This window comes from Acinetobacter sp. 148 (assembly GCF_031196675.1).
In the GTDB taxonomy this organism is placed as follows: Bacteria; Pseudomonadota; Gammaproteobacteria; order Pseudomonadales; family Moraxellaceae; genus Acinetobacter; species Acinetobacter baumannii.
On record NZ_JAVIMT010000096.1, the window covers coordinates 12,189 to 27,478 of the forward strand.

The 15,290-nt window shown below is 39.4% G+C and carries 15 protein-coding genes and 1 pseudogene; 5 read left to right on the top strand and 11 right to left on the bottom strand.

Annotated features, from left to right (window positions below; all coding sequences use genetic code 11):
- Positions 1 to 10: 10 nt before the first annotated feature.
- The 6 genes from RFX69_RS18860 to RFX69_RS18885 are packed head-to-tail and all read right to left on the bottom strand — an operon-like array spanning position 11 to position 5,034.
- A complete protein-coding gene (locus RFX69_RS18860; RefSeq protein WP_001056936.1) occupies positions 11 to 496 on the bottom strand; it encodes an aromatic-ring-hydroxylating dioxygenase subunit beta in 486 nt (161 codons plus the stop codon).
- A 10-nt stretch (positions 497 to 506) separates the two neighbouring features.
- Positions 507 to 1,784 carry a Rieske 2Fe-2S domain-containing protein gene (locus tag RFX69_RS18865; RefSeq protein WP_001084470.1) on the bottom strand — a complete coding sequence of 426 codons (1,278 nt, stop codon included), beginning with the start codon at positions 1,782 to 1,784 and terminating at the stop codon, positions 507 to 509.
- A gap of 29 nt (positions 1,785 to 1,813) precedes the next feature.
- Positions 1,814 to 2,341 carry a nuclear transport factor 2 family protein gene (locus RFX69_RS18870; protein ID WP_289332596.1) on the bottom strand — a complete coding sequence of 176 codons (528 nt, stop codon included), beginning with the start codon at positions 2,339 to 2,341 and terminating at the stop codon, positions 1,814 to 1,816.
- A 10-nt stretch (positions 2,342 to 2,351) separates the two neighbouring features.
- Positions 2,352 to 2,711, bottom strand: a complete 360-nt coding sequence (locus RFX69_RS18875) for a hypothetical protein (protein ID WP_000387550.1) — start codon at positions 2,709 to 2,711, stop codon at positions 2,352 to 2,354.
- A gap of 28 nt (positions 2,712 to 2,739) precedes the next feature.
- The gene (locus tag RFX69_RS18880) at positions 2,740 to 3,888 is read right to left on the bottom strand and encodes an acyl-CoA dehydrogenase family protein (protein ID WP_086222375.1); all 1,149 of its coding nucleotides are present in this window, start codon (positions 3,886 to 3,888) and stop codon (positions 2,740 to 2,742) included.
- 36 nt (positions 3,889 to 3,924) lie between these two features.
- Entirely contained in the window at positions 3,925 to 5,034 is a 1,110-nt protein-coding gene (locus RFX69_RS18885) for an amidase (RefSeq protein ID WP_289332595.1), read from the bottom strand.
- 149 nt (positions 5,035 to 5,183) lie between these two features.
- Here RFX69_RS18885 and RFX69_RS18890 point away from each other — a divergent pair, with 149 nt between their 5' ends.
- The 3 genes from RFX69_RS18890 (at position 5,184) to RFX69_RS18900 (ending at position 8,781) form a co-directional block, all read left to right on the top strand.
- Entirely contained in the window at positions 5,184 to 5,651 is a 468-nt protein-coding gene (locus RFX69_RS18890) for a MarR family winged helix-turn-helix transcriptional regulator (RefSeq protein WP_002036546.1), read from the top strand.
- Between the two features lie 407 nt (positions 5,652 to 6,058).
- On the top strand, positions 6,059 to 7,408 hold the full coding sequence (locus RFX69_RS18895) for an MFS transporter (RefSeq protein WP_001076618.1): 1,350 nt from the start codon (positions 6,059 to 6,061) through the stop codon (positions 7,406 to 7,408).
- 116 nt (positions 7,409 to 7,524) lie between these two features.
- A complete protein-coding gene (locus RFX69_RS18900; RefSeq protein WP_289332594.1) occupies positions 7,525 to 8,781 on the top strand; it encodes an OprD family outer membrane porin in 1,257 nt (418 codons plus the stop codon).
- A gap of 36 nt (positions 8,782 to 8,817) precedes the next feature.
- Here RFX69_RS18900 and RFX69_RS18905 read toward each other — a convergent pair whose 3' ends face one another.
- The 4 genes from RFX69_RS18905 to RFX69_RS18920 are packed head-to-tail and all read right to left on the bottom strand — an operon-like array spanning position 8,818 to position 12,652.
- A complete protein-coding gene (locus tag RFX69_RS18905) occupies positions 8,818 to 9,561 on the bottom strand; it encodes an SDR family oxidoreductase (protein WP_001140450.1) in 744 nt (247 codons plus the stop codon).
- A gap of 15 nt (positions 9,562 to 9,576) precedes the next feature.
- Positions 9,577 to 10,275, bottom strand: coding sequence for a histidine phosphatase family protein (locus RFX69_RS18910; RefSeq protein WP_000208313.1), 699 nt, complete (start codon positions 10,273 to 10,275; stop codon positions 9,577 to 9,579).
- Positions 10,272 to 11,393: a phosphotransferase family protein gene (locus tag RFX69_RS18915; RefSeq protein ID WP_289332593.1), complete on the bottom strand. Its 1,122-nt coding sequence runs from the start codon at positions 11,391 to 11,393 to the stop codon at positions 10,272 to 10,274. Before RFX69_RS18915 ends, RFX69_RS18910 begins: the two co-directional genes overlap by 4 nt.
- Positions 11,394 to 11,410: 17 nt before the next feature.
- A complete protein-coding gene (locus RFX69_RS18920) occupies positions 11,411 to 12,652 on the bottom strand; it encodes an acyl-CoA dehydrogenase family protein (protein WP_289332592.1) in 1,242 nt (413 codons plus the stop codon).
- An 88-nt stretch (positions 12,653 to 12,740) separates the two neighbouring features.
- On the opposite strand from RFX69_RS18920, the gene RFX69_RS18925 reads away from it, so the two are divergent.
- Together RFX69_RS18925 and pcaU are read left to right on the top strand one after the other, a co-directional pair.
- Positions 12,741 to 13,661 carry a LysR family transcriptional regulator gene (locus tag RFX69_RS18925; protein ID WP_065725904.1) on the top strand — a complete coding sequence of 307 codons (921 nt, stop codon included), beginning with the start codon at positions 12,741 to 12,743 and terminating at the stop codon, positions 13,659 to 13,661.
- A gap of 42 nt (positions 13,662 to 13,703) precedes the next feature.
- Positions 13,704 to 14,516 carry an IclR family transcriptional regulator PcaU gene (pcaU, locus tag RFX69_RS18930; protein WP_000030961.1) on the top strand — a complete coding sequence of 271 codons (813 nt, stop codon included), beginning with the start codon at positions 13,704 to 13,706 and terminating at the stop codon, positions 14,514 to 14,516.
- A 93-nt stretch (positions 14,517 to 14,609) separates the two neighbouring features.
- On the opposite strand, the pseudogene RFX69_RS18935 reads toward pcaU, so the two are convergent.
- A pseudogene (locus tag RFX69_RS18935) lies at positions 14,610 to 15,288 on the bottom strand (MBL fold metallo-hydrolase).
- Positions 15,289 to 15,290 lie beyond the last annotated feature (2 nt).

Here is a 15,290-nt window from a genome sequence, read left to right on the forward strand (position 1 = left end):
GTTACCGCTCCTAAAGAATGTAGCTAATACCAGCCAAGGTATCGGTTGAGTTAACCAAGTTGATGATTTTACGGTTAATCTTGAAACCTGTATCAGCATCACGAGTTAAATGGTACGTAATATCGGCCGTGTAATGCTTGAGGTTTTCTTTACGGAATTCACGTAAATTTTGAGCACAGCGTAAAACGATTTCATCATCTTGATCTTGAATCACTCGTACTCGCGAAATGCTGCGTACCGTATTCGCCTTTGGTGCCGTAGAAATTGCCTCACCATTTTCAAGACGCTCTACCCGTAACTTACGCATATGATTATCGTCATAGGCATAATTTAAGTTGTTTTCGTAGTCTGTGAGGTTCGGGTCAATCGGAATGATATAAATGCCCTTTTCATTCCATAAATTGAGCCATTCACGGTATTCACTGTGGTCTAACATATCTGCTTCAGCCCAGATGAAAGCAGTGACTTCATTTAATAATTGCAGATTCATATTCATTGCTCTCTCCTTAAGCTGTCATCATCTTTTTCCACTGCTGATATGCTGCACGCATACCTGTTTCAGCACTGACATCACTTTTTAAGCCATCTTCAGTTTTAACTTCACCCGGTAAACCGCGGTTGAGCATGATCCATAAGTCATTACCGGCATTGGCACCATGTTGTACACGTTCCCAAGCCTCGGAGTCATCTGGCGTACCAAAACCAAATGGGCCTTGGAAATGTTCATGCAAACGTAAGCGATATTGATTGGCAATTTGCGGACCACCGTCCATCGTAATCACCGAGTGATGAATTTCTGTTTCAGCAACTGAAATTGGCTGTAACACACGGAAGAACGCCATTGAACATGCAATATTCGGAAATAAATTTAAGTTAAAGCCAGAACCACCAACTGCTCGAACAATACGGCGTACTTCTAACTCTTCATGCCCTTCGTCACGCAAAGCTTGAGCCAAGTCTTCGAAACGCTCTTGAATTGGTCGCTCCATTAAGTCTTCTTCTAAATCGACCAGTTCAGGAATCATCACCATGACACTGTGACCGTTTCCTAAGTCTTCAACAAAGCCCGGCTGGTTTTCGAAGTTAAAGAGTTCTTCGGTTTTTTCGTCGACAGAACTTAAGAATGACTTGTGTACCAACGGGAAGTGATATGCATCGGTGGTATTTTCAAGCTGGATTTTCCAGTTACCCGGGAAACGGAAGCGGTGTTCACCCAACACTTTAATTGGATAACCCGCACCTTGTTTCATAAACAGGTCAATCCATTTTTTCGCAGGCCCAAGGAACTCTTCAAGCGGTTGAATGTCTTCTTTAAATGAAGCGAAGATCATGCCGTTATATTCTTCTACCCGTAGACTCACCAGCGGTAATTCTGACTTATCTAAACAATCGCCGTAACTTTCCGGAGATGGCACGCCACGTAAACTGCCATCAAGTGCATAACTCCAACCGTGATATGGGCATACAAAACTGTTGGTTTTTCCTTTTTTATGTTCACATACGGTTGCTGCACGGTGACGGCAACGGTTTAAAAGTACATGGACTTTCTTTTTACGGTCACGCACCACTACAACAGGCTGTTTACCGATATTAATGGTTTTATAGCTTCCGCCTTCTGGAATTTCGCTAGCATGCGCAACCCACACCCAAGTGCTATAAAAGATTTTTTCCATTTCTTCATCAAAAATGCGTTCATCTTTATAAAGAGAAGTATGGGCACGGTCACTTTTAACTAAAGCATCATAATCAATGCCAATGTTATGCGTTGGGATAATACTGTTCATATCAATAGTCCTTTTAAATATGTCCTGGGTCATTCCTGGGAAGGTACCGGCAACTCGGCTTCACTGTGCCAATGCGATACCGGACGACTGAAAATATTCTGTGTTTGGAAATGTTTAATTTTCCATTTTCCATCTGCTTGCTTCTGAAACTTCACCTTGAGCTTTGCCGCATTCAGATGACTACGGCCATCTTGAAAAGTTGAAGTTTGCAACATCAGCCATGAAGCATTTGCATCATTTTGATTTACATAAATTTGTTCTGAATTTACAAAGTGTGCATTCATGACAAAGTGAGATTCTTTTTGTGTATAGCGTTTGAACATGTCGTAAATCGACTGCCAAGAATCATAACGACCAAAAGATTTGGAATATTTCTCACCAATACCTTCCCAAATACAGTCCTGATCAAAAAGATTCATCAACTCATAAAGATCTGTATTTGCATTGAGCTCGTCGCAGATTTCCATATAACGGTTTATGCAGTTACGAATGGCATTGTGTGCTTCCAACTGTTCTAGCCGTTCTATAATTTCTGCAATATTCACTTTGTCAGTCATTGCGGTCGCCTTAACGTTGAATAATCAATTCACGCCCAACACGAGCTTCAACTTTGCAATATTTCCAAAGTTTGTATGGCCCTTCACCCACCACGGTCGTTCTAAATAAGTTACAAGCTGCATGTACTGTCTCAATATCCGGAACATCTGCAAGCAAATAAGTGGTCCAAGGCCAGCCCGTACTTGCACCCACCATGCTTTGGTCATCATCAAGATTCCCAAAAACATGCACACCAGGTAGGTCATGAATGCCATTCCACATTTCACCAAATGCTGCCCAAACCGCTTTTGCTTCAGCAGGTTCTGCATCAAAAAAGTTCTGGTTAATACCCATGCAAAACAACACGCGTAATGGTTTTTTAGCTTCCATCTCAATATTCCTTTTTCAAAATTTAAACTTATAGATAACCTGGGGTTGGCTTTAACCCGAAACTGACTAAGCCTGCATTTTGTAAAGTTGCATCACCCATAAAGGCATGCTGGGTCACCACGTTGGTATCATTTACAAAACGGCTAAATGGATTGTTGGTATAAATCGCGGTCATACCCGCAAGCATTTGCATTTTTCGGGTGACTTTGGCGCAAACTCGCGCTGCATGGGTACATGCCAAACGCATATCGCTAATTTGTTCAGCAGTTGCTTCACGACCAGCAATAATTTCATTCCACACAATATCCATGGTTTGATAAAACCAAGACTTTGCCGCCTGAAACTCTGCATCAGCTTGAGCAAACTCATATTGAGTCACTGGGCGGTTTGCAATTTCTGCCCCACCCGTAATAGATGCTTTACCCGGTGCTAATTTTTCAAATTCTTCTAATGCGGCAGCTGCAACCCCAATACCCACCACGGTTAATACTTGAGTCGCTAAAGACAGTGATGGATATTTAAAAAATGGCTCGCTGAGTTTTGAAGGTTCGCCACGTACAAAGGTCCATTTCTTTTCGACCAATACATCTTCAACCACTAAATCATGGCTTCCGGTACCTTTTAGGCCAACAGTGTCCCACGTCATTTCGATTTTAGCTTTGTTGGCAGGCATCACTGCCATGCGTGGTAAACCTTGCATTTCATTATTTTTAAGGGGTGAAATCCCCACGCCAACAATGTCAGCGCCCATACAGCCGCTTGAAAATTTCCAACGTCCGCGCACCACCACACCTTCATCAGTAATTTCGGCAGGCTGAGGTGGGAAAATACCTCCAGCAAATACGACATCTGGCCCGTTTTGGTATAACTCTTTCAGCGTTTCTTCGGGCAAACTTCCTAAATATGCAGGGCTCATACCGAAACTTGCCACCCAACCCACTGAACCATCAGCTTTAGATAAAGTTTCGATCAACTCACAAAACTGCCGCGGTGACCATTCTTCACCACCAAAACGTTTAGGCACTAAGGCACGGTAAACACCAATTTTTTTAAGTTTTTCGATAATGTCTTGGCTCACATAGGCCTGATTATCAAACTCACCTGCACAGGCACGCTCACGAATTTCTTGGCACAAAGCATCTAAATCAACTGCTTTGTCTTGAGAAGCAAACTCCATTTTAGACAACTTATTCATCATCTAACTCCTTGTAATTTATTGCATTGCATCAACACAAAATTTAGCTATTGCACATAATTGCTCATCTTTTTGATGCTTTGATACGATCTGTAAGCCCACAGGCAAACCTTCACTGGTTTCAAGTGGCACTGAAATAGCTGGATGTCCTGATAAATTAAATGGTCGAACTAAACCGGTTAGGTTCAAAAAAGCGACCGTATTTTCAGCTTCAGAAACTTTTGGTGGAATTTGTGGAAGTGTCGGCAGAACCAATGCATCATATTTTTCTAATAAAGCATCGAGTTCCTCTGTCAGCTGCGCTTTCACAACTTCTGCTTGCTTTACTTGCTCTAAAGTGGTGTGTGCTGCTTTTAATAACCGATTATTTACATCAGAACCAATTAAGCCAGTTTGGGTTAATTCACCAAAAGCTTGCCAGTTTTCATAGTTAATAATCTGCATACCTGCATCATAAGCTGCTTCAAAATGTTCAACTTTTTCTAAAACGGTCTCTAAATTCGCTTTTTGAAGTGCTTGATAAATACAGTTCCAAACAACCTCATCTGCTTTGACATTGAGCAGCGCAAGTTTTGGTGTACGAGTGCATTCAGCCGGCTTAAAAGTTGGATCAATAATTTGCATGGCTTTTTCAATCATTTCGACTGAATTTGCAAAAGGACCAACGCAATCTAAAGAACTTGACGGCGGGTATACGCCTTCGCGACTTACCCGACCAAAAGTCGGTTTTAAACCAAAAACTCCGCAGCACGCAGCGGGCATACGAATTGAGCCGCCGGTGTCTGTCCCTAAAGTAAAATCAGCTTGTTTTGCAGCGACGGCTGCAGCCGAACCACTCGAAGACCCACCTGGAATAAGTTCAGGATATTTAGGATTGATAGGTGTACCAAAAGCATGGTTAATGCCCGTAATTCCAAAAGCCAATTCGTGCAAATTTGTCTTGCCAATAATTTCGCAATCAGCTTTTAAGATGTTTTTAACCACCTCTGCATCATCGTGCGCAGGTTCAACTTCTAATAAAGCTTTACTGCCAGCAATGGTTTTTAGACCTTGAATATCAATTGTGTCCTTCACCATCACCTTGAGCTTGCCACTTCCTTTGCGCACACTTTGGCTAATAATATTCATTCACTTTTCCATGTATTTTTATCCATTAATTAAAATATCAGAAAATTTAATGGAATTGTCAAGTAATTTTTCTAATGTGTGTTCAAGGAAATATGCAAAATTTTGTTTATAATAGAATTACCCTTTTTTTACTAAGTTATTGCTTAGCTATGCTTGATCATTTAGAACAATTTCTTCCCAATAAAGAACCGTCGAGTATTCAAAACTTCCCCTTTTTCTGGATTTCCCAAGTTAATGGTAAATATTCACAACTTATTGAAAAATCTATAAAGAAACTTGGCATTGATAATACTCGCCGCAAAATTATTTTAAGTACCAATGCGCTTGGGGAAGCCAGTATCACTGACATTGCCAATCTTTCTACTTTAAAACTCACAACAGCAACAAAGGCTGTATATCGATTGGTAGAAGATGGCATTGTGGAAGTCTACTCTTCCACCACTGATGAACGGATTTCGATGGTGAAATTAACAGCCAAAGGTGTTGAGCTTGTTGAACAGATTAACCAAATTAGTGTGGTTACCTTAGCTGGGATCCTCAATGCTTTTTCAGAAGATGAACTGCATAATCTAAATCATCAGTTAAAAAAATTATTTGATCTCATGCCATCAAGTTAATTATTTCCATCGACACTAAATTAACTTGGCTCTAGAGCAGTTAAAGCTAGTCTTAGCTGCTCACTATAAAAAATCTGCCATCAATAATAAAATTTATTAAATTCAAATATTTATAAAAATTAAACCCTTCCAATAGCTCACTTAACATACTTTTTAGGTATCTAAACATACTCAACAAGTAATGGAATTTTACATATAAAAAGAAAATAATAATTCAATAATCTAGTCAGCATTACTATTTCCGTTTGTGTTAAGACTCCTTCTTCAAGGCCCCTTACCAAACCAAATTCAATCATTTCTAGCCGTTTCATTATTCATTTCAAATGGGGACGTATCAAAAATTTTGAGGATGAATAGAAGCTAGAGATCAATTTCTTTAAAGCGTTTTATACATAAGGATTAAGTGTATGAACCAAAGTAATATCGCTGTTGAAAGGACACAAAAGAAAACCAATGCATATGCATGGTATGTGGTCATACTTTGTATGTTGGCCTATATATTTTCATTTATTGACCGTCAAATTCTGGCCTTGATGATTGAACCCATCAAAGCAGACCTTCAACTTTCAGATACTCAATTTAGCTTGTTACATGGCCTTGCCTTTTCACTATTCTACGCTGTGATGGGCTTACCATTAGCCTATATTGCCGACCGTTTTTCCCGACCAAAACTGATTTCAATCGGGATTATTGTCTGGAGCTTAGCAACAGCAACTTGCGGTTTAAGTAAAAACTTTATTCAACTATTCCTAAGCCGTATGGCTGTGGGCGTTGGTGAAGCAGCTTTATCTCCAGCGGCCTATTCAATGTTTAGTGACATGTTTAGCAAAGACAAACTAGGCCGCGCGGTCGGGATCTATTCAATTGGCGCTTTCTTAGGTGGAGGTATCGCCTTTTTAGTTGGCGGTTATGTGATTAACCTGCTTAAAGGCGTGACACTCATTGAAGTTCCTTTATTAGGTGCACTCAAAGCATGGCAAATTGCCTTTTTAGTGGTGGGATTACCCGGCATTATTATTGGTTTGCTATTTATTTTGACAGTTAAAGATCCTGCACGTAAAGGACAACAGCTCAACCAAAGCGGACAAGTTGACCAAGTTAAATTCACGCAGTGCCTTCAGTTTATCAAGAAACATGCAAAAACTTTTGCTTGTCACTATTTAGGTTTTACCTTTTATGCAATGGCACTCTATAGCCTAACTAGCTGGACACCTGCATTTTATATTCGTAAGTTTCAACTCGCGCCGACTGAAACAGGCTATATGCTCGGTACGATTCTGTTAGTCGCAAATACATTAGGCGTGTTTTGTGCAGGATGGCTAAACGACTGGTTTATTAAAAAAGGACGCCAAGATGCACCGATGTTCACGGGGGTGATTGGTATTGTTGGCCTGATTATTCCAATTGCATTTTTCACCCAAACAGATCAACTCTGGCTTTCAGTAACTTTGCTCATTCCTGCAATGTTCTTTGCCTCTTTCCCACTTGTGATTTCGGCAACAGCATTGCAAATGTTAGCACCCAACCAATTTAGAGCACGCCTTTCTGCCCTATTCCTTTTGGTAAGTAACTTAATTGGACTAGGTGTTGGTACAACATTAGTCGCAATTATTACAGATAAGGTTTTTGGCAATCCATTAATGGTGGGTTCTTCTTTATCTATTGTGGGTGGTTTGTCCTGTGTACTGGCTTTGGCTCTACTTTTTAAAGGCTGTAAATCCTTTAGTGAAAGCATGAAGCTTGAAAAATTACATTAATTGAAGCAACAGCCACTTATAAAAACAGGAGTTCCCTTTAAACAATTTAGGGAACACCACACCAATATTTCACAATACGTAATGCCGAGGACTGGCATATATCTTGGAAATGGATTATGGAATTATTACACCGTTTTAAACCACACACTTTAGCTGTTGCCACTTTAATACTTATGTGCAGCAGTTCTTGGGCTGCAAATCCAAATCAGCAAACTGAAGATGAGTGGAAATTCACTTTAAAAAATGCCTATATCAACCGTAATTTTGATAATGACGCCCTTAAAGATACCGGCAGTTGGTCTCAGGCAGCATCTTTATTTTATAAATCGAAAATGCATGGCACTCCACTAGTCATAGCAGATAAGCCTATCACCATTGGAGCTGATGCTTCAGTTCAATACGCCGTACGTTTGAGTTCAGACAAACATGTCGCAGATACAGTTTTGCCTTTTAATAAAGAAACGCAATCTCAAGCATCTGATTATCTAAAATACGGCGCGACTTTAAAACTAGGTTATGACAAAACACTTTTAAGTATCGGTGAACTCTGGCTAGATTTACCTGTAACGGCTGTTGATGCTAGCCGCCAGTTACTCACCTCGTATTGGGGAACCAATCTTAAATCACAACTTTCAGATCAACTTTATGCCGAAATTGGCCGAGTGGAAAAAGTCTCGCCACGAAATGAAGAAGATTTTAAAAAGTTTTCGTTCACAGCAAATGGAATTACCAAAGAATCTGATGGCTTAAATTATATTGACCTGCGCTATCAATTTACGCCGTCTTTGAAGGGCGAATATTATTTTGGTAATTTAGAAGATCTCTACAATAAACACTATGTAGGGCTTGAGCATACGTGGAAACAACCAACTTTTGCCCTGACCTCCAAATTTAAATACTTTAATGCGAAAGATGACGGCAATACCTTTGATATTGATGCACAGAACATTGGTTTACTTGAAACCGTCAAAGTAAAAAACCATACCTTTGGTTTGGGTTACCAACAAATTATTGGAGAGTCGGCTTACCCATTACCAGATGGCTTCTTACCAGAAACTTATTTCATTAACTGGAATGCCACAGGCTTTTTCAAAGAAGATGAAAAGTCTTACCATGTCATGTATGGCTATGACTTTAAAGATTACGTTCCGGGCTTAAACGCAATGGTGAAATATGTTTACGGTCATGACTTTAAAGCAGCCAATGGCGAGAAAAACCATGAAACCGAGTCTAATGTGATTTTAAACTATGCATTTCAACAGCCGTTCTTAAAAGGCATTGCCCTGCAATACATTCGTATTGATTACAACGTAAAACACGGTAATGACTTTGGTGAAGATCGCTTGTTTGTCAATTACACTAAAAAATTCTAAATAAAAAATACCCCCTAAACTTTAGGGGGTATTTTTTTATCCTAATTTATTGACCAACTTTAATGGTAAAACCTTCATGGCAATACTCATTGGTAACCACGGCCACTGTGGCACATAAGCTTTTACAGGTTGTTTTTCGATAGCTTTTACTAAAGCTTTACATCCTGTTTTGGCGTCAACTTCAAAAGGTAAATGTTTAGCACCTTCATTCATTTCGGTACGGATATAACCCGGGAAAATGGTTGAGACTTTAATTGGAGTATCCAGTAATTCAGCACGAATACCCTCGGCCAAGTGAGCAACTGCAGCTTTACTCGCCGCATAGGTCGATAAATGTTTTGGTAATCCGCGCATCGCACTCATAGACGACATGACCACCAAATGACCTGCATTTTGCGCTCTAAAAATTTCAATCGCTGCCTCACACTGTGCTAAAGCAGAGATAAAATTTGTTTCGGCCGTGGCTCTATTAATTTCAAAATTACCTTTACCAATACGACGGCCATTGCCTACCCCCGCATTTACAATAATTCGGTCTAAATAGCCAAATTCTTGTTTAAAGGCGCGAAATACTTCAAAAACCTGATCGTAATTGGTAACGTCCAGACTTTTCGCAATTACCTTAATACCGTACTCATTTTCTAGTTCGGTTTTTAAAGTCTCTAATCGGTCTAAACGGCGTGCACAAATCGCTAAGTTATAACCTTTGGCTGCAAATTCATGCGCCATACCTGCGCCTAAACCAGAACTTGCACCTGTAATTAAAATTGTCTTCGCCATGCTTTTATCCTTATTTTAAATCCATGTCAGTAAATCTGGACGCTCAGCTTTTATAAAATGATGTTCATTTAAACTTAAAACCTGAGCTTCGTTTCCAACTAAACGTAAAGTCGTGAGGCTTGTATTGGTAATTGCCCAATTCAAAGCAAAAGTTCGATTAGGGCTCAGTTCAAGCAGCTTGCCAATTGCTACGGAAATCACGCCACCCGAGGTAAAAACGACTGCATAACGAGGCTTGGTTTTTGCCAACTCATCACAAAGTTGCTGTAGTGCCGTTTCGACTCTTTCTTTAAAGTGTGGCCAAGACTCATCATATTCATGATGAAAATCGCCGTCGGTCCATCGTTCAATCGCACCTTCAAAGATTTTGGCAAGATACGCGCGAGGGTTATGCTCTTTTGCGACATCGGCTTTTAACAGTTCAGGCTGTTCAAAACGCGGCTCATAACGGGCAAAAACCTGTTGATGGTTAAACTCATTCCATAAATTATTATGATGAATTACCGCATCTGGAAAACATTCTTTTAGTGCAAGCTGTGCAGTTTGTTCATGGCGCTGCATAGTTCCTGCAACTACATAAGGTTGTTCTTTCAATATTTTCTTAAAATATTGGCCTAATAAAGTCGCTTGAGCTTCACCATTTTCAGACAACTCATCATAGTTACTTTTACCAAACGATGCCTGTCCATGCCTTACCAGATAAATTGTGGTCATCTTCTTAAAATACCCTGTATTTTCTGTAGAGATTGCTGAGCAAATTCCGATTCTTGCAGTTTTTGCTGGGCGATAAGTTTTAAAGCTCTGATATGTAGTGCATGGATCACTATCCAGAAATCTTTAAAAGCAGGGTTTCGGGTTTGTTTATGGTAATAACGATAATAGATTTGCTGGGCAATCACTGCTAAACGGAATACACCGAAGACTTCATAAAAAGTCCAGTTTTGAGGCTCCAGACCAGTTTTTTGCAAATAATAGTCAACAACTTCTTTGCGAGAGAACATTCCCTTTAAGTGAGTAGGCTGACGACGTGTCGATCTAAAAATCATATTATCCGTGGGCTCAACCCAATAGGCCAAAGCGCTACCTAAATCCATTAGAGGATCACCCAAAGTCGCCATTTCCCAATCCAGCACCCCAATCACTTCAGTTGGATGTTTTGGATCTAAAATCACGTTATCAAAACGCCAATCATTGTGAATAATACAAGTTGTAGAATCTTGAGGGATATTATCGTTTAGCCATTTTCGAACATATTTAAATGAAGGAACGTTGATTGTGCGGACTTTTTCATAACGCTTATCCCAACCTTCAACTTGTCTACGGCAATAGCCAGTACCTTTGCCTAGTTCAGCTAAAGGCGTGTTCTCATAAGGAACTTGATGTAGCTCGATCAGCTTATCAATAACGTTTACACAAAGCTCATGAACATCTTCCTCAGTAAAGCCAAGCTCAGGCGGTAATTTTGCACGAGGAATAATTCCTTCAATGCGTTCCATGACATAAAAATCACAGCCAATAACGGTTTCATCCTGACAAAGCGCTACCATTTTAGGAAGAACTGGATAATAAGGGGCAAGGTTTTTCTGCACCATATATTCACGGGCCATATCGTGGGCTGACTTGGCTTTTGTTCCTTTTGGTGGACGTCGTAAAATTAAATCCGTATTTTCATACTTTAAACGATAAGTCCAATTCGACGCCCCGCCCGTATATTGAGTAACCACTGCTGAACCAACTAGCTCAACACCTTGGTTTTTTAACCAGTTTTCAACTGCCCCAATATCAAGCTCTTCACCTTCACGTACTTCACCGCCTACATCAATTACCGACATATTCACTTCCTTTAAACTTATACTTTCTTATGACGACCATAACCACGTTTGGCCAACTCTAATTTGGCAATCATGCCTTTATGTACTTCATCCGGACCATCAGCTAAACGTAAACTGCGTGCTTGGGCAAAGAAACCTGTTAATGGCGTATCTCTTGAAACGCCCGCACCGCCATGTAGCTGAATTGCCATGTCGACTACTTTTTCTAATACGCTTGGAGCGACTACTTTAATTGCAGATATTTCTGTTAAAGCGGCCATGTTTCCTAAAGTATCCATTTTATAAGCAGCATACAAGGTTAAAAGTCTAGCTTGATCTATGGCGACTCGCGCATCGGCTACACGCTCTAGGTTTCCGCCGAGTTTTAAAATTTCTTTGCCAAACGCCGTTCTAGACATACCTCTATCAATCATAAGCTCTAGTGCTTTTTCAGCAGCTCCGATACAGCGCATGCAATGATGAATACGTCCTGGCCCTAATCTGCCTTGTGCAATTTCAAAACCTTGACCCGCTCCACCAATAAAGTTTTCAAGAGGCACTCGAACATTATTAAAATGAACCTCACCGTGTCCATGCGGTGCATCGTAGTCACCAAACACAGGTAACATACGTTGAATTTCAACACCTGCCGTATCAATCGGTACTAAAACCATAGAGTGTTGATGATGGCGGTCTTTAGTTTCATCTGGAGTATGGGCCATAAAAATAATGACTTTAGCATTTGGATCACCTAAACCAGACGACCACCATTTTTTGCCATTTAAAACAATTTCATTACCATCTATAAGTGCAGTCGCTTGCATATTGGTGGCATCACTTGATGCAACATCTGGTTCAGTCATGCAAAAAACAGAGCGAATTTTTCCGTCCAATAAAGGCTTTAACCATTGCTGTTTTTGCTGCTCACTGCCATAGCGCCATAACACTTCCATATTTCCCGTATCTGGTGCATTACAGTTAAAAACGGTTGGTGCCAATAAACTGCGACCAGTCAATTCAGCAATATGCGCATATTCTTGAACAGTTAACCCTGCACCTAGATTTTCATCGGGTAAAAACATATTCCAAAGACCTGCCTGTTTGGCTTTAGATTTCAAAGTTTCTAAAAGTTCGGGCCACTGCCATTTTTTCCAGTTTCCATCTGGATTTAACTCATGAACTTCTTCCCAAAATTTTGCTTCGACAGGTTCTATTTCTTCTAAAATAAATTTTCTTGTTCGCTCGGCAAAATCTTGAGCTTTCTTGGAGAGTTCAAACATTCTTTTTCCTTTACATCATTATCTGGTCTTTACATCAACATAACTTGAAACTTAATATGAATGAAATGATTTTATTAAATAATACATCATGAATAATATTCATAACCTACATGGCCTAGACTTAAGTTTTTTTCACCGAATTGATATCAATTTATATCCGCTTTTTATCGCGATTTATGAGCAAAAAAGTATTTCAAATGCGGCAAGTAGTCTCAATATTACGCAGTCAGCAGCAAGTCATGCTTTGCAGCGCTTACGGCAGCAACTTGAAGATGATGTATTTATACGTGTAGGCAATAAAATGTCTGCAACGCCTTTTGCCGAGCAGATTTATCCAACTGTTAAGCAAGCACTTTTAACGATTCAAAATATTAGCCAACAGAAACATGTGTTCGATCCAACAAGCTTAAAAAACTTAAAAATCGCCGTGCATGATGAAATTGAGCCGATTATTCTTCCAAGACTGGCTCAACATTTTCAAAATCTTAATTTAGATTTGCAGTTTGTGAGTATGAAACTCGATCGAAAACATATTATGGCGGACTTGGCGACACAGCAGCTCGATTTCGTGATTGATCTAGAACAATACTTATCTCCAAAAATTACCTTTGATCATTTGGTGACAGATGAATTTGTAATTTGCAGCCAACTTAAAGAAGTCGATTTAGCTAGTTATATTAATGGACGACACATTGGTGTTTCATCACGCCGTACGGGTGCTTTACTTGAAGATATTTATTTAAACCAACACCAAAAAATTTCAAGAAATGTATTTATGCGCTGTCAAAACTACTCAACGGCGTTACAAGTTTTGGGAGCCCAAGTCGATGCAATACTTACCATGCCCCGTATGATTTTGCAGCATTTATCTTATAGCCCTGAGATTCGGTTACATTCTCTACCTTTTGAGATGACCAATATTAAAATGGGTATGTTTTGGCACGAAGATTTAAGGGATAATTTAAGGCATCAATTTTTGCGACATGAAATTATTAAACTTTTTCAGTAAAGCAAATTGATCTACTAAGCTTCTATCGTACAAGGACCAGTAATGAGTAAAGATGAACGGATAATCCAGAATCAGGACAACAAAAAAACGATTCGTCATGAAGATTACATTGCTGGCATTGGTAAAGGCATGGCGATTTTAGATAGCTTTAGTAGTAATCAACATCGTTTAAACATTTCTATGGCTGCCGAAAAAACCGGACTCACCCGAGCTGCAGCAAGACGTCATTTATTAACTCTAGAATATTTAGGTTATCTTGAGTCAGATGGTCACTATTACTATTTAACCCCAAAAGTTCTTAAATTTTCAGGAGCTTATTTAGGTGCAGCTCAGCTTCCGAAAGTGTCTCAACCTTTATTAAATCTTCTAACTAACCAAACCTCTCTCATTTATTCTGTGATGGTACTTGATGGTTATGAAGCCATTACGATTGCCCGTAGTGCTGCCCACCAACAAACTGACCGTGTAAATCCATATGGTTTGCATTTAGGTAATCGCTTACCTGCTCATGCAACTTCGGCGGGTAAAATTTTATTGGCACATTTAAGCCAAGAAGAACAATTGGACTGGCTCCAAAAATATCCGCTTCAGCGTTTAACTAAATATACGCATGTCGAAAATGATAAATTTTTAGAGTTACTAAAAGAAATCCGAGAACAAGATTGGTGTTATTCACGTGAAGAGCACGAATTAGGTGTCCATGCGCTCGCCGTACCGATTTATGGACAAGATTTTAAAGTGGTTGCTGCCTTAAACATTGTTTCTCCAACCATGAGAACAACTGAAGAATATTTAATTCAACATATTTTGCCGCTATTGCAAGAGACTGCGCGGGATTTAAGACAAGTTCTTTAAATCTTACTTAGGCTATTTCCATAAGATTAATTTTATTTTTTGCTTAGGCTATTTGGTTAAATAAAATAATCAGAATGTATACTTAGGCTATTTCTAAAAGTAATTAAATGGGATTTTTAAATAGCGGATGCCATTCGCTTCAGGTTCCGGAAAATTTCCACCGTTCATATTAATTTGAATTGAAGGCAGAATTAATTTTGGCATTGCCAAAGTAGCATCTCTTTCTTGACGCATTTTTATGAATGATTCTTTGGAAACTCGTCGATTTAAATGGATATTGCTTTGTTTTTGAGTTTTTATATCTGTTTGACAGATATATTCGTCACGGCCTTCAGGCTTATAGTCTAGGAATGTTATAGGCATCTATCTCCCCTATTTTGAAATGTTCATAATCTTCAAATAAATAATCAAAAGGCTGATTTTCATTAAATTTCTTAAAATTAAAATTATAGATAGCCGAAAATGTTTCTTGTACTACCGAGATTTTTTGACTAATCGCAATTGTACCGCCCAATTTAGATTTTAAATATTGGGCAGCAGTCATATGGTCCGCATGTACATGGGTTTCTAAAATCCATTGGACTTTAAAGTTTTGCGCCAAGACATAATCGACAATCAGATCAGCATTAGTCGTTTTTGTAGTGGCCGACGCGGCATCATAGTCAAGCACACTATCAATAATTGCGCATTGACGAGTCGCTAAATCTGCAACAACATAGCTAAAAGTATTGGTATTTTCATCAAAAAAATCTTTCACTAGAGGTTGTTGCATAG

What these genes read in the sequence shown, in the direction of transcription:
- RFX69_RS18860 (WP_001056936.1), bottom strand. Translation starts at nt 496, where the DNA reads ATGAATATGAATCTGCAATTATTAAATGAAGTCACTGCTTTCATCTGG.
- RFX69_RS18865 (WP_001084470.1), bottom strand. Translation starts at nt 1,784, where the DNA reads ATGAACAGTATTATCCCAACGCATAACATTGGCATTGATTATGATGCT.
- RFX69_RS18870 (WP_289332596.1), bottom strand. Translation starts at nt 2,341, where the DNA reads ATGACTGACAAAGTGAATATTGCAGAAATTATAGAACGGCTAGAACAG.
- RFX69_RS18875 (WP_000387550.1), bottom strand. Translation starts at nt 2,711, where the DNA reads ATGGAAGCTAAAAAACCATTACGCGTGTTGTTTTGCATGGGTATTAAC.
- RFX69_RS18880 (WP_086222375.1), bottom strand. Translation starts at nt 3,888, where the DNA reads ATGGAGTTTGCTTCTCAAGACAAAGCAGTTGATTTAGATGCTTTGTGC.
- RFX69_RS18885 (WP_289332595.1), bottom strand. Translation starts at nt 5,034, where the DNA reads ATGAATATTATTAGCCAAAGTGTGCGCAAAGGAAGTGGCAAGCTCAAG.
- RFX69_RS18890 (WP_002036546.1), top strand. Translation starts at nt 5,184, where the DNA reads ATGCTTGATCATTTAGAACAATTTCTTCCCAATAAAGAACCGTCGAGT.
- RFX69_RS18895 (WP_001076618.1), top strand. Translation starts at nt 6,059, where the DNA reads ATGAACCAAAGTAATATCGCTGTTGAAAGGACACAAAAGAAAACCAAT.
- RFX69_RS18900 (WP_289332594.1), top strand. Translation starts at nt 7,525, where the DNA reads ATGGAATTATTACACCGTTTTAAACCACACACTTTAGCTGTTGCCACT.
- RFX69_RS18905 (WP_001140450.1), bottom strand. Translation starts at nt 9,561, where the DNA reads ATGGCGAAGACAATTTTAATTACAGGTGCAAGTTCTGGTTTAGGCGCA.
- RFX69_RS18910 (WP_000208313.1), bottom strand. Translation starts at nt 10,275, where the DNA reads ATGACCACAATTTATCTGGTAAGGCATGGACAGGCATCGTTTGGTAAA.
- RFX69_RS18915 (WP_289332593.1), bottom strand. Translation starts at nt 11,393, where the DNA reads ATGTCGGTAATTGATGTAGGCGGTGAAGTACGTGAAGGTGAAGAGCTT.
- RFX69_RS18920 (WP_289332592.1), bottom strand. Translation starts at nt 12,652, where the DNA reads ATGTTTGAACTCTCCAAGAAAGCTCAAGATTTTGCCGAGCGAACAAGA.
- RFX69_RS18925 (WP_065725904.1), top strand. Translation starts at nt 12,741, where the DNA reads ATGAATAATATTCATAACCTACATGGCCTAGACTTAAGTTTTTTTCAC.
- pcaU (WP_000030961.1), top strand. Translation starts at nt 13,704, where the DNA reads ATGAGTAAAGATGAACGGATAATCCAGAATCAGGACAACAAAAAAACG.